Source organism: Acinetobacter sp. COS3 (assembly GCF_000475335.1).
Classification (GTDB): Bacteria; Pseudomonadota; Gammaproteobacteria; order Pseudomonadales; family Moraxellaceae; genus Acinetobacter; species Acinetobacter venetianus.
Genome location: NZ_AXCD01000009.1, coordinates 23,178 through 37,865 on the forward strand (window position 1 = coordinate 23,178; position 14,688 = coordinate 37,865).

At 38.8% G+C, this 14,688-nt stretch carries 14 protein-coding genes; 9 read left to right on the forward strand and 5 right to left on the reverse strand.

Going from position 1 to position 14,688, the window contains the following annotated elements; translation table 11 throughout:
- Window positions 1-158 precede the first annotated feature (158 nt).
- From IO68_RS21980 to fdx, 8 genes are all read left to right on the forward strand, one after another.
- Window positions 159-806: a hypothetical protein gene (locus tag IO68_RS21980; protein ID WP_023012947.1), complete on the forward strand. Its 648-nt coding sequence runs from the start codon at window positions 159-161 to the stop codon at window positions 804-806.
- Window positions 807-914: 108 nt separating this feature from the next.
- On the forward strand, window positions 915-1,388 hold the full coding sequence (locus IO68_RS21985) for an Rrf2 family transcriptional regulator (protein WP_007480232.1): 474 nt from the start codon (window positions 915-917) through the stop codon (window positions 1,386-1,388).
- Window position 1,389: 1 nt separating this feature from the next.
- The gene (locus tag IO68_RS21990; protein ID WP_004878733.1) at window positions 1,390-2,607 is read left to right on the forward strand and encodes an IscS subfamily cysteine desulfurase; all 1,218 of its coding nucleotides are present in this window, start codon (window positions 1,390-1,392) and stop codon (window positions 2,605-2,607) included.
- Window positions 2,608-2,699: 92 nt separating this feature from the next.
- Entirely contained in the window at window positions 2,700-3,086 is a 387-nt protein-coding gene (gene iscU / locus IO68_RS21995) for a Fe-S cluster assembly scaffold IscU (RefSeq protein ID WP_004878732.1), read from the forward strand.
- A gap of 28 nt (window positions 3,087-3,114) precedes the next feature.
- Window positions 3,115-3,435: an iron-sulfur cluster assembly protein IscA gene (iscA, locus tag IO68_RS22000; protein WP_004878730.1), complete on the forward strand. Its 321-nt coding sequence runs from the start codon at window positions 3,115-3,117 to the stop codon at window positions 3,433-3,435.
- A gap of 84 nt (window positions 3,436-3,519) precedes the next feature.
- Entirely contained in the window at window positions 3,520-4,038 is a 519-nt protein-coding gene (gene hscB, locus IO68_RS22005; RefSeq protein ID WP_023012948.1) for a Fe-S protein assembly co-chaperone HscB, read from the forward strand.
- Between the two features lie 38 nt (window positions 4,039-4,076).
- Window positions 4,077-5,936, forward strand: coding sequence for a Fe-S protein assembly chaperone HscA (hscA, locus tag IO68_RS22010; protein ID WP_023012949.1), 1,860 nt, complete (start codon window positions 4,077-4,079; stop codon window positions 5,934-5,936).
- 17 nt (window positions 5,937-5,953) lie between these two features.
- Entirely contained in the window at window positions 5,954-6,292 is a 339-nt protein-coding gene (fdx, locus tag IO68_RS22015; protein ID WP_007480230.1) for an ISC system 2Fe-2S type ferredoxin, read from the forward strand.
- Window positions 6,293-6,353: 61 nt separating this feature from the next.
- Here the strand turns inward: fdx and IO68_RS22020 are convergent, their stop codons facing one another.
- From IO68_RS22020 to aceI, 5 genes are all read right to left on the reverse strand, one after another.
- A complete protein-coding gene (locus tag IO68_RS22020; RefSeq protein WP_023012950.1) occupies window positions 6,354-7,193 on the reverse strand; it encodes a hypothetical protein in 840 nt (279 codons plus the stop codon).
- Between the two features lie 126 nt (window positions 7,194-7,319).
- Entirely contained in the window at window positions 7,320-8,756 is a 1,437-nt protein-coding gene (locus IO68_RS22025) for an adenylate/guanylate cyclase domain-containing protein (RefSeq protein WP_004878722.1), read from the reverse strand.
- 50 nt (window positions 8,757-8,806) lie between these two features.
- On the reverse strand, window positions 8,807-9,241 hold the full coding sequence (locus IO68_RS22030; RefSeq protein ID WP_004878720.1) for an HIT domain-containing protein: 435 nt from the start codon (window positions 9,239-9,241) through the stop codon (window positions 8,807-8,809).
- A gap of 195 nt (window positions 9,242-9,436) precedes the next feature.
- Window positions 9,437-12,898 (reverse strand): transcription-repair coupling factor, encoded by a 3,462-nt coding sequence (mfd, locus tag IO68_RS22035; RefSeq protein WP_023012951.1) that lies wholly within the window; start codon window positions 12,896-12,898, stop codon window positions 9,437-9,439.
- 286 nt (window positions 12,899-13,184) lie between these two features.
- Complete coding sequence (gene aceI / locus IO68_RS22040; protein ID WP_133147788.1) at window positions 13,185-13,613, reverse strand: chlorhexidine efflux PACE transporter AceI; 429 nt, start codon at window positions 13,611-13,613, stop codon at window positions 13,185-13,187.
- An 87-nt stretch (window positions 13,614-13,700) separates the two neighbouring features.
- Between aceI and IO68_RS22045 the strand changes: the two genes are divergently transcribed.
- A complete protein-coding gene (locus IO68_RS22045; protein WP_023012953.1) occupies window positions 13,701-14,594 on the forward strand; it encodes a LysR family transcriptional regulator in 894 nt (297 codons plus the stop codon).
- Window positions 14,595-14,688: the final 94 nt, after the last annotated feature.

Below are 14,688 nucleotides of genomic sequence, written 5' to 3' on the forward strand. Positions count from 1 at the left end.
AAAATGTTTTTATAATATCAAAGTTAAGACTTGATCGTTTTAAAAAACTGTTCTACAAAGCAACAAAGTCATGTAAATTATTTTTAATAATTGAGTAAGGATGCTCAAGTTTACAGATTTGTGGTTTTATTGTTTGATTGGTAAGGAAAAAGAGACTTATGAGTTATACGCAACAAAGAAACAAGCACCCTCATTTGTTGCTAAACATTGTCATCATTGTTTTAGAGACTTTTTTCTCATTCATCCTAACCCATGATGCCGCTTTACGTTTGCAAGCAAAAAAATTTATTGAGCAAAAAATTACAATTCGCATCAATAGCTATATCCCTTTCTTTGATTTTTATATCCAATTTACTGACAAAGGCTTGTTGTTTGATATGAAAGCTTTGGATAGAAAAATTGATTTAGAGGTGAATAGCACACTGATTGATTTAGTTAAAATATTTGTATTTAACAATCAACGCAGCATCACCAATATGCGTATTTTGGGTGATTCAACCTTATCTGAAGAGTTTTTAGACTTCATTCCTCATCTAACATTAACCAGTATCTTCGCAAATTGGAGACAATGGTTTAATGCTTTTAATGACGAAGCAGAAGCAGTTGCATCTCAACAACGCATCGCACCGCTCTTGGATAAAATTGACCAACAACGTTCTGAAATCAATACTTTACTCGTTGAAGTAAAACAGTATCAAAATCGTATCCATCGCATACAGAAACGTCAGCGTTTCATCAATATTTGCTTTGCTTTATTGAGCTTTATTTTTATTGGTTTTTTTGTTTATAATATGTGGATACAATAATTACAGTATATTTCACTTTTCACATTGATATTCGCAATTAAAAAACTTGACTATTTTAGTCGGAATTCATAAAATTTAGACATCTAGTCTAACCATGTGTATCGAATCATGCGCCTTACAACTCGCGGTCGTTACGCAGTGACTGCTCTACTTGATTTAGCTTTGCAGCCAACTGAACAAACGATCACGCTTGCGGAAATAGCAGCACGCCAATCCATCTCAGTCGCTTATTTAGAACAGTTATTCGCGAAACTTAAGCGTCATGGGTTAGTTTCAAGCGTTCGTGGTGCTAACGGTGGATATCATCTTGCACGCAATGCCGCTGAAATCACTGTGCTAGAAATTATCGAAGCTGTAAATGAAACTGTCGATGCGACGCGTTGTGACCATAAAGGCAACTGTCAAAATGGTGCAATGTGCTTGACGCATGACTTATGGCAAGAACTCTCCCACCATATTGCCGATTATCTCGCAAAAATCTCCCTTGCTGATCTGATTGCTCGTGACAACGTTCAAACAGTTGCACTACGCCAAAATTCAGTAAGTTTAGATTCAGCCCTTCTATCGGTTACAGGTATTTGACATGAAACGTCCAATTTATCTTGATTATGCAGCAACTACGCCAGTACTTCCTGAAGTTGCAGAGCGTATGATGGAATGCTTAACTTTCGAAGGTACATTTGGTAATCCAGCATCACGTTCACATGCGTATGGTTGGCAAGCTGAAGAGAAAGTTGAGTATGCTCGTGAACAAGTAGCAAACTTAATCAAAGCTGATCCGCGTGAAATCGTGTGGACTTCTGGCGCTACTGAATCTGACAACTTGGCGTTGAAAGGTATTGCTCAGTTCTATGGTTCAAAAGGCAAACACATAATTACAAGTAAAATCGAACACAAAGCTGTGTTAGATCCTTGCCGTGAACTTGAAGAACAAGGTTTTGAAATTACATATTTAGAGCCAGAACCACGTACTGGTTTAATTACTCCAGAAATGGTTCAAGCTGCTTTGCGTCCAGATACGATTCTTGTATCACTCATGATGGTGAACAATGAAATCGGTACAGTAACTGACGTTGCTGCAATTGGCGAACTCACTCGTGCAAATAAAACATTCTTGCATGTAGATGCTGCACAAGCGGCGGGTAAAGTTGAAATTGATCTTTCAACAATGAAAATTGATTTGATGAGTTTTTCAGGTCATAAAATTTATGGTCCTAAAGGGATTGGTGCACTTTACGTTCGCCGTAGCCCTCGTGTTCGTTTAAAAGCTCAAATGCACGGTGGTGGTCATGAACGTGGTATGCGTTCTGGTACTCTAGCGACACATCAAATCGTTGGCATGGGTGAAGCTTTTGAAATTGCTGGCAAAACAATGCAAGCAGAACAAGAGCGTCTTCGCCTCTTGCGTGACAAACTTTGGAATGGTTTCCAAGATCTTGAGCAAGTGTTCTTGAATGGTCACCCTACTCAAAACGTTGCAAACTATCTCAATGTCAGCTTCAACTTCGTTGAAGGTGAATCATTGATGATGGCACTAAAAGACCTTGCCGTTTCAAGCGGTTCAGCATGTACTTCTGCAACTTTAGAACCATCATATGTGTTACGTGCTTTAGGTTTATCTGATGAGCTAGCACACAGCTCGATCCGTTTCAGTTTTGGTAAATATACGACTGAAGCAGATATTGACCATGTGTTAACACTTACCAAGGCTGCTGTTGAGAAACTTCGTGAACTTTCTCCGCTTTGGGATATGTATAAAGAAGGTATTGACCTTTCAACAGTTGAATGGGCTGAACACTAAATTCATTGTAGTTTTAATTAACTCTTCATTGAAAACAGTGTTTTAACCCTCATATTTAATATTAGGCTGACCCCGAGGTTTGGAGAAGCGACATGGCTTATAGCGAAAAGGTAATTGATCATTACGAAAACCCTCGTAATGTAGGTATTTTAGATAAAAATGCAGAAAACGTTGGTACAGGTATGGTCGGTGCACCAGCTTGTGGTGATGTGATGCGTTTACAAATTCAAGTCGACGACAATGGCGTAATTGAAGAAGCTCGCTTCAAAACTTATGGCTGTGGTTCTGCGATTGCATCAAGTTCTCTTGTAACTGAATGGTTAAAAGGTAAGACACTTGATGAAGCTCAAGCAATCAAAAACATTGATATTGCAACTGAGCTTGCGCTTCCTCCAGTAAAAGTACACTGCTCTGTATTGGCGGAAGATGCGATTAAAGCTGCGATCGAAGACTATCGTGGTAAAAAAGCAAAAGCTTAATTGATTACCGAACAAAATTGGAGTTTTCATGATCAATTTAACTGAAAATGCTGCGACTCACATCAGCAATTACCTACAAAACCGAGGTAAGGGTGAAGGCATTCGTGTTGGTGTGAAAACTTCGGGTTGTTCTGGATTGGCTTACGTACTTGAGTTTGTCGATGATGTCGACACACATGATCAAATGTTTGAACAATTCGGTGTTAAAGTTTTCGTTGATCCAAAAAGCCTAGTTTATCTCGATGGTTTAGAGATGGACTATGTTAAAAACGGTCTCAATGAAGGTTTTGAATTTAACAACCCAAATCAAAAAGGTGAATGTGGTTGTGGTGAATCATTTACTGTTTAATCCACTCCCACCCTCTTTCTTTTCGTCAAAACAGTGTGTTCCGCACTGTTTTAACGTATTTATCAATAGCGGAATTCATCTCCCATGAATCATTTTGAGTTGTTCCAATTACCCGAAGCACTCGATATAGATTTAGCAGCTTTAAAAAAACAATTTTTAAGTTTGCAACAGCAATATCACCCTGACAAAGCAACTGACAAAGATCAAGCACTGATTAAGTCAAGCGAAATCAACCAAGCCTTCAAAGTGCTTTCACAAGTTGACAGCCGTGCTGCATATTTACTTGGTTTAAAGAAACAAGACAATCATCTTGACCAATCAATTAGCGATTTTGAGTTCTTACAATCTGCACTTGAAATGCGTGAACAATTGGATGAAGCAACATCTTCTGCACAATTGCACACATTAAAAGTTGAAGTACAACAATGGATTGATGGTCTAGTACGTGAATTTAAAATTGATTTTGCAGACGAAGATTGGGCTGAAGCACGTGATACTGTTCGTAAACTGCGTTTTTTCCAACGTGTTATGAATGATATTGATAAAGCTGAAGATCGCATACTAGACGAAGAAGAAAGCTTCGATCTAGATGATGATTTTTAATCCGCTATTACCAATTATTTTCAAGGGATACCTCACGCATGGCACTTTTGCAAATTGCTGAACCTGGTCAATCGACTGCCCCGCACGAACATCGTATTGCGATTGGCATTGACTTGGGAACAACCCACTCTTTAGTGGCGACAGTGCTATCGGGAAAACCGAAAGTTCTACAAGATGACAAAGATCGCGTTTTATTGCCATCTATTGTTCACTATGCAAAGGATTCAACAACGTTTGGCTATGAAGCCAAACCGTTTATGATGACTGACCCAAAAAATACTGTCGTTTCTGTAAAACGTTTTATGGGTCGTTCACAAGCAGATATTAAATTTCAACATCCGTATACACTTGTTGGCGCAGAAAATGAGATGCCAGCATTTGAAACTGCTGCTGGTCGTAAAACGCCTGTTGAAATTTCAGCTGAGATTTTAAAACAACTTAAAGATCGTGCTGAAGCAAGTTTAAACAATCCTGTAAATGGTGCAGTCATTACAGTTCCTGCTTACTTCGATGAAGCACAACGTCAAGCAACGCGTGATGCAGCTCAACTTGCTGGTTTAAACGTTTTACGCTTATTAAATGAACCTACAGCTGCTGCGGTTGCCTATGGTTTGGATCAAGAAACCAATCTAAGCACTGATCGCAACTATGTGATTTATGATTTAGGTGGTGGTACATTTGATGTATCTATCCTACGTTTTTCAGAAGGTGTATTTGAGGTTTTAGCGACAGGTGGACACACTGCGTTAGGTGGCGATGACCTTGACCGTTTAATCGTAAAATGGGCAAAGAAACAGCTCAATATCGAGACATTAAGTGATGAAGAATATGCTGTCTTTGTTGTTGCTGCCCGCCAAGCCAAAGAATATTTAACGGATCATGAATCTGCCGAGTTAAAACTATTGGATGACCGTCTTACTTTAGACCGTCCAACTTTTGAAGCGATTATTCAAGTTGCTCTTGATAAGACAATGAGTGTTTGCAAACGCGTATTACGTGATGCAAAACTTGAACTTGATGAGATTGAGCATGTTGTTTTAGTGGGTGGTTCAACCCGTTCTTACGCCGTTCAAAAAGTAGTACGTGAGCTATTCAAACGTGAACCATTATGTACAATTAATCCAGATGAAGTTGTCGCGATCGGTGCTTCTATTACAGCAAATCAACTGATTGGAAACAGCCAAGACGGCTCATTATTGCTTGATGTTACTCCACTGTCACTTGGCTTAGAAACCATGGGTGGTTTAGTTGAACGCTTAATCTCACGTAACACAGCAATTCCGGTTGCTCGCCGCCAAGAATTCACCACTTATCAAGATGGTCAAACAGCAATGTTAATCCATGTGGTACAAGGTGAACGTGATTTAGTAGAACATTGTCGCTCATTGGGTCGCTTTGTATTACACGGTATTCCGCCAATGACTGCTGGTCAAGCGCGTATTGAAGTAACGTTCCAAGTCGATGCCGATGGTTTATTGACAGTTTCAGCTAAAGAGACCACCTCTGGTGTTCAGGCGCAAATTGATATTAAACCATCTTACGGCCTATCTTCAGCAGATACTGAGCGCTTACTGGTTGAAGGTTTCCAATACGCAGAAGAAGATAAACATCTTCGTCACTTGCAAGAAACCAAAGTTGAAGCACAACGTGAGTTGGAGGCTTTAGAGCAAGCGTTAAAAGCAGATACTGATTTGCTCTCTCAGCAACAGGCTCGTGACTTAATTCTTGCTGCTGAAGCGTTAAAAGCCCGTCTTAAGACAGATGAGCTTGCAGCGATTGAACATGCTGTTCAGCAACTTAAAATTCATAGCGATGCCTTTGCTGCGCTTCGTATGAACCGACATATTGACCATGCCTTAAAAGGTACGAAACTTGAAGATTGGTCAAACTCAAACTAAAGGTATAGGTGATCAATATGCCACGTATTAAAGTTCTTCCTCATGCTCAAATTTGCCCTGAAGGTGCAGAATTTGAAGTCGAAAAGAATGCCAATTTATGCCAAAGCTTACTTAAGCAAGGTATTAAAATTGAACATGCTTGTGATATGTCTGCGGCATGTACGACCTGCCATGTGGTTGTCCGCAAAGGTTTTGACAGCCTTGAAGAAATGAATGACGTAGAAGCTGATTTACTTGATCGTGCTTGGGGTTTAGAGCCTGACTCTCGCCTATCTTGCCAAGTTGAAATTGTTGATGAAGATTTAGAAATCGAGATTCCTAAATACACCATCAACCATGCTTCGGAAAATCATTAACGATATCTAAATCGATTAATTTCCAAAGTTCAAATAAAAACTCTTCGTTCACGAGGAGTTTTTATTTATTAAGAAAAATAAATAAACACAGCAAAATCACGGCTAAAAAGAGCAAGAAAAACCGACTAAGTTTAGTTTTTGATGAACTTGTAACAGCAGATTCTCGCGGTATTTGTTCTTCAAAAATTTGAGGTAATTTAGGTTGAAGTAGAATTTCTTCTAAATATACTTTATTCGTAATCTTATTAAGAACCTCTTTCTCCACATCATATAAACCACCACCATTTTCTCGTGCAGCCAGTTCCAGCCACTTATCTTTAAAGAAGTTATTTGGCCAAAAATAAGATGGTAAAGGCATAATATAATTGGGGTTTTGCTCTGACACAATGATTGGAAAAACCTTCATTGCAAGAAGTCCACCTGGTAAATGTCGATACTCAAACCACATGGAAGACATCTTTAAGGGTAAAGTCGCTAAACTTTGTGGAAAAGGATAATTAAATACTCGTGTAAATTCATTGGTCAAATGCGCTGCATAATTCTGTTGATCCAAGACCTTTGGAGTAGTTCCCTTTAGGGAAAACAATTGCTCTGCCGCTTCCACAAGTTGAACAGGCTGCATTTTCCCCGATGGATCAAATACAACCTCTCCAGCACACGATATCCACTCAGGTTCAAATAAATTCCTATTCGCTTGTACCAATGATGCCCAGACAATTTTACCCGTCGTATATAACATAGGCATTGCTTTGATTTGACCATAAAGCGGATCTTCATACATCCACATAGAAGGTGCTACCTGTAAATACGGTCTTAATGGTTTTGGCAAATTTAAGATTAAATCCTTAATATCCAAATTATCCAGCATCGCCGTATTTAGGTTTTCTATCACTTGCTGCATTTTTTATTTATTCTCTTTATTAGAATTAAGATATCAACAAAACTTCGGTACGATTCTTTCCAAGAAACCATACAACGATTGTTCCACTAGAAATAACAGTTTGAATTAAAAAAATTATACTGAGGATTATCTGACTTCATCATCCAAAGTCAGTTTTGGGATACCCTGAGCATTAGTAATTTTTTGCTGAGTTTTAATACGCTGGATCATTTTCTCCAAAATTTCGACCAATTCTGGATATTCATAGTTCTGTACTTCTTCTAAGTTCAGCACTAAATGGAAGCCTTTATATTCAAAATCAAACCATTTTTGAGTGTCTGACTTCTTACCAGTGAACTTCTCCATAACCTGCCAAGTTTTAACAGGACCTTGAATCCCTTTTAAATAGATCGGTACTTTAGGAACACAAAGAAATTCATTTTTAATGAGCTGATGCGTATCATCAGCAATCAGAATTTCATCAACTTCTGCTGCCGATTGTAAGCGTGCAGCGAGATTCACATCACGCCCAACAATGGTATAAGCCATACGATGTGAAGCACCGTAGTTTCCAACGTGGCAGTATCCAGTACTTACACCCATACGGATATGTAATGCAGGATAACCCATCTTCTTCCAACGTTCACGTAAGAGCTTCATTTGCTGACGCATCGCAATCGCCATTTCTACACAAGATTTTGCATCTTGCTCAACACCTTGCGAGTTTGGATCACCAAAAAAGATCAGAATCGCATCACCCATGAACTTATCGACAGTCGCTTCATACTGCTTCGCTATCTCTGTCATATGACTGAGATAATCATTGAGTAAGAAAGCTAAATCGTCTGGGATTAGTGTTTCTGAAAGCTCAGTAAAACCTTGAATATCTGAAAAGAAGATTGTTAATTTTTTACGCTTATATTCAATCTTTGCTTCGGCCTCACCACGCATGATCGACTGCCATAATTGCAGTGGTGCATATCGACTCAACTGATTCGCGAAAGCAATATAACGCGTCATTTGGTTATGATAATGCTGACGTTGCTGACCAAGAATATTGATACGACGATGCTGATAGTAGTTTCCAATCACAATAAACATCATCAAACCCAGTAAACTGACGACGGTCAGCTCTGGATTCGTTGGCTCAAAATATTCTTCTGCGCCAAAAATGAAGAATGTACAGAAATAGAAAGTTAAAACACCGATTAGCCCAATCAAACAAGCAACAGGCAATGTGATTTTATTATTGAGACCAACGTAAAGTAATGCAAATAAGATTGTAAATGTTGGAACTAAACTTAAATGTAACCCAGCTAAAACGATTGCAACAATGACTGCTTCACAAGCAAAGAGAACATTTTTTTCTGTGTTTTTATCAAATTTGTACTGTAACCACTTTTCTAACTTTGGACAAAACAGAAAAAAAACAAATAATAGAGGAAGGATGTAAAGTTGATGGTTAGCACTTGAAGAGGTAAATGTATAAATTACCAATATCAGCGACAGTATCGAATATCCCATCAGCCGATGAAAATATGCGAACTGTCTAGGTTCTTTATCAATCAACCTATCTAGTGGCACCCTTAGCTCCTTCCTTATTATAGAAGACTGTTTTTATTGTGTTGTCTAAATCAGTCCATACGCCAATCAAATGGCATATCGCCTTGACCACGTAGTGCAAGCATCAAAGTCTGGCGCATATGAGCAAGAACATCACTGCTATAAGGTACAGCTGGAGTTCCCCAAACTGGCTTCGGCCAAGCAACATCATTTTGGTAACGTACAACATGATGAAAATGAAGTTGAGGTACAACGTTACCTAAAGCTGCAACATTCATCTTATCTGCACGGAACACACGTGAAAGTTGGCTAGATAACCAGCTTGATTCACGCAAAAACTGCTCTTGATCTGCTTGGCTAAGTTCATATAACTCAGTGATTCCTGGTACACGCGGTACAAGAATCAACCAAGGAAATTGCATATCATTCATTAAACGACATGTTGAAAGCGGAAAGTCGCCTACAAAAAATGTATCTTGAGCAAGTTGTGGATGCAAACTAAACATATCTTTATAAATGATGCAGAATAATGATGATCAATACTATCACATCAGTTTTGATGTGAATATTATTAGTAACCTGTTTGATTACAAATAACAATGATTTTCCTCATTTATTACATATACATCAGACCAAAGGACTATTCATTGGCTAAAGACCACACATCTTGATCATTTAAGCAGCAAAAATATACTTTTCCACTAACTATGTAATTCAGTAAGAAGCTTATTCAGCAAATCAACAATAAATTGGATGCGTTTATCATACTCAGCCAATTGCACCATGACTTTTAAGCGCTGACCGCCCTCCATACGATAGTAAGTTGGATTCTTTTGCATGAGTTGAATAATGCTCATCGCTTGCACTGGGGTGTCTGGTGCAAACTCAATGTAGCCACCATTACTATTGATATCAATTTTGGTGATGCCTAATTGCTCTGCTCTCAAACGGACTTGATGCACACTGAATAATTGCTTCACTGGTTGAGGCGGAATACCAAAACGGTCTATCAATTCCATACGGATATTATCTAGCTTCTCTTGTGTATCGGTATTACTAATGCGCTTATAAAATAGTAAACGCTGATGTACATCACCCAAATAATCGTCAGGAATCAGTGCTGGCATATGCAGGTTGATTTCAGCAGTCAGTGACAATGGTGCATCAAAGTTTGGTGTTTTACCTTTTTGAATCGCTTTAGTCGCCTTTTCCAACATTTCCATATACAAGCTATAGCCAATCGCCTGCATTGAACCACTTTGTTGTTCACCAAGTAACTCACCTGCGCCACGAATTTCCAAATCTTCGGTTGCCAGCATGAAACCAGCGCCCAAAGTAGAAGCACGTTGAATTGCATCTAAACGCTTTTCAGCATCACCTTTGAGATGTTTAATGGATGGAACTAATAAATAGGCATAGGCTTGGTGATGTGAACGTCCAACACGACCACGTAGTTGATGCAACTGCGCTAAACCAAGTTTGTCAGCCCGTTCAATTAAAATGGTATTGGCATTCGGAACATCAATACCTGTTTCAATAATCGTTGAGCAGACCAAGACATTGTATTCTTTATGGTAGAACTGTTGCATCACTTGCTCGAGTTCACGTTCACGCATCTGACCATGTGCAACAGCAACACGTGCTTCAGGCACAAGGTTACGAATGTTTTCCGCTGCTCGTTCAATCGTATCGACTTCATTATGTAAGAAATACACCTGACCGCCACGTAACAACTCACGCAGAATCGCCTCTTTCACAGAATCATCTGTATGCTCTTGTACAAATGTTTTTACTGCTAAGCGACGTGCAGGTGGAGTCGCGATAATCGATAAATCTCGCATTCCTGAGAATGCCATATTTAGCGTACGCGGAATCGGGGTAGCAGTAAGCGTGAGCATATCGACATCTGCACGTAGTGCTTTGATGCGTTCTTTATCTCGAACACCAAAACGATGTTCTTCATCAACAATCATCAAACCCAAATTTTTAAACTGAATGCTTTCTTGCAGAATCTTATGTGTTCCAATCACTATATCGACTTTGCCTTCTGCCAAATCTTCGATCGTTTTCAAATGGGTTTTATTGCTACCAAAACGAGAAAGCACTTCAATACGAACTGCAGTATCGGCAAAACGATCTTTGAATGATTCATAATGTTGCTGCGCTAAAAGTGTGGTTGGAACAAGTACAGCGACTTGTTTGCCATTTTGCACCGCGACAAAGGCGGCACGCATCGCCACTTCCGTTTTACCAAAGCCAACATCACCACAGACTAGACGATCCATCGGTTTGGCAAGTTGCATGTCGTGCAAGGTTGCTTCAATCGCATTGGCTTGATCCAGTGTTTCTTCATAGGCAAAACCACTGGAAAACTGCATATAACCAGTATGATCTAACTCAAATGCAAAACCAGGTTTAGATTGACGGCGAGCTTGAATATGCAACAGCTCCGCAGCAACATCATGAATTTGTTCAAGCGCTTTGCGTTTTGCTTTGCTCCACGCATCCGTACCTAGTTTATGTAATGGTGCAAGGTCTGGATCACCACCGCTGTATCGACTGATCAGATGTAAGTTGGTCACAGGCACATAAACTTTTGCACCATCGGCATAATCGAGCTGCAAAAACTCGTGATCTTGCTGATCAATTTCTAATGTAACCAGACCTGCATAACGTCCAACACCATGATCAATATGAACTACGGGTGCTCCAATACTCAGCTCAGTTAAACTGCGAATTAAAAACTCTTCTGAAACTTCTTGTTGGCGTTTTCGGCGGCGTTGTACCACACGATGCTCATAAAGTTGGTTTTCAGAAATAACAGATAATTGACCTGTGAGCAGCAAACCACGATCTAAAGGTGCACTGGTAATCGCAACGTGTAATTGTTCTTTTTGAAATTGTGCAAAACTTTCTACATTCTGAATTTCCCCCAATACAGAACGTAGTGCATCTTTTAAGGTCTCACGACGACCAGCACTCTCGGCGACGAGTAAAACAGGATGCTTAGCTTGATCGATATAATGTTTGACTGCTTCAAAAGGTTGCTCTTTTTTGGGATCAACTGCTAATTTGGGTGGTTGTTCAGCAGCAAAATTCAACACACCTGATTTGACATCAAATGCGTCTGCAGAGGCTAAAATACGAGGAAATTGGTTGAGTGCCTGCAATACGTGATTCGGCATTAAAAATAAATCTTCTGCCGGAAGAATCGGTTGATCAATATTATGACGACGATCTTCATATCGACGCACAACTTCTTTCCAGAAATTAATCAGCTCATCTTCAATTTCATTATTTGTAATGACAACGCAATTCTTTGGGAGGTACGTCATAAGCGTACTTTGTGATTCCATCAATTTCTTATCGAAAAATAATGGTAAATAAAACTCTAAACCAGGGGTTGCAATCCCATCTAACACATCCTGATAAATTGGATTTTTCTTTGGATTTGCCGTTGGGAAACTTTCAGCATAACGATCTCTAAATGTAGAGCGTCCTTCCTTGAGTGGAAATTCTTTTGCAGGTAAAACCGTAAAGTTTTTTAGGGATTCCGTTGTACGCTGTGTTTCTGGATCAAAGAATTTGAGGCTCTCAATTTCATCATCAAACAAGTCGATACGAATCGGCTGATCTTGTCCAGATGCATAGATGTCCATAATACTGCCACGAACTGCAAACTCACCATGATCATAAACCGTATCAACCAAACGATAGCCAGCGTGTATCAGTTGCTTTTTCTGTGTTTCTAAATCAAGCTTTTGACCGACTTTAATATCAAAGTGTTCGCCCACAACCCACGAATATGGTGCTACACGTTGCGCTAAAGTACTTGCAGCAATCAGCAAAATGCCCTTTTGTGGCATATTGGAAAGAAGTGCCAAACGCTCAGACACAATATCCTGATGTGGAGAGAAACGGTCATAAGGCAAAATTTCCCAATCAGGAAAAATCGTTGGCTTGATGCCATAGAACTCAAGTTCACTTTCAAGTTGAGCAAGGTGCTGATTATTTCTTGCGACAATCACATATAAATTAGAATTCTGCGTAGCAATTTCTTTAAATAATAGTGCTGCTGATGATCCGAGTAGTGAACCAATCCAGCGTTTTTCGCCCGCTTTGAATTGTTGTAAGTTTAATTGAGAGATTTCTTGTTGAAACATAGAGAAAATCATGCAATCTAAAAAGATAAGTACCCTATTTTAGCATGATGTTTTTTAGTTGAAGAAGAAAATCAGTTTCATTTAAAAGTTTTAAATATGCTTAGGCTATTTTATTTTTGCATCACTCTTTTTAGTAACCCCCTTATCCTTTATTTAGATATGACATTTACATACTTGAATTTCGCTATCAAAAACCAAATAGCAAGTTGAACCAAGCTATCGCTAATCAATCAAATACAATATAAAAAGCACCTCGATCAAATTATCCAAGGTGCTTTATTAATCATTAAGATGCAAATTTTGCATTTGGAAAGAAACGTCCCTCAACAATGTCATAGCACCATTGGAAGATAAACGTATACACCAAAATACACATCGTTAAACCAAAATCTAAAATCAAAGCTTCAATGAACGACATATTCATCATATAAGCAATAATTGGAATGGTTGCGAGCATTAAACCGCCCTCAAATCCAATCGCATGAAGAATACGTATACGAATCGTTCTTTGCCATTGATATTTATGTTCTATTTTTTCGAAATAATGGTTAAAGATCATATTCCAGATGACTGAAATCACCGCCATGATTGTACCTAGAATACCTGTAACTTCTAATGGCATACTAAAAATAAAACTTAACGCAATTGCGATGATGACCAATAAAATCACTTCATAGCTAATCGCATGAACGAGTCTTCTTTTGGAAATCAACATTTTTAAACACTCTCTTGTTTGGATATTACGCATTTTATTTTTATAATTTTGATTAATCCAATAAGGTTCTTTCAGTTTTTTTGACAGATGAATATAAATCAAGAACAACTTCTCATGTTTCAAACCGTCATTGAAACAGGTTCATTCTCTGCTGCTGCACGTAAGCTAGGCAAAGTCCCCTCAGCCGTAAGTATGTCAATCGCCAATTTAGAAATTGACCTCGATCTAAATTTATTTGAGCGTGTTGGGCGTGAACCAAAACCAACAGATGAAGCATGGGCTTTATATGAGAAAACACAGCAATTACTGATTGAAATGAATCAGTGGAAGCAACATGCTCATGCTTTAAGTACAGGTTTAGAATCTACACTTAATATTGTGGTAGTTTCTGAGTTACTGCATACCAATTGGACAGATTACATCACCCTACTTGAGCAACACTTCCCGAGTCTTGCTATTAATATCGTGTCTGCACCTCAAGAAGATGCTTTGCAAATGTTGCTCGATCAGTCCGCTCAACTTGCACTGATGTTTGAGAGAGAGTACTTGGACAGCCGCGAACAATTTGTTGAATTAAAACGAGAAGCTCTCGTTCCTGTCGTTTCAAATATTCATCCGCTTGCACAGCTTCAAGAAGTTTCTTTTGAACAAATGATTCAAACTCGACAAATAGTAGTCGCGAGTCGTGATAATACAATTAAGCCAGAATTACTTTATTCTAAAGATTATTGGCGCACCGATAATCATCATTCTGCATGCATGATGATTGTCCGAAATTTGGGTTGGGGTGTTTTACCTTTAGAAATGTTTAATGAAAACCCCGAATTGAAAAAGAAATTAAAAATTTTGGAACTTTATGATTTCACGCCTAAGTTTGAATACTACGTCGATCTTGTTTGGAGTCGTGAAAGCGGACTTGGTGCGGCAGCGAGATTTCTGATTAAACATATCAGAACTCAACGTCAACAAACGAATAAATAAAAAGCATTCTATTGCATAAATAAATGCGGCAATGCCATGCTTTGATTTCACACAGTTTATGTTATAAAGAAGTTATCCGTAATTTTGTTTATTA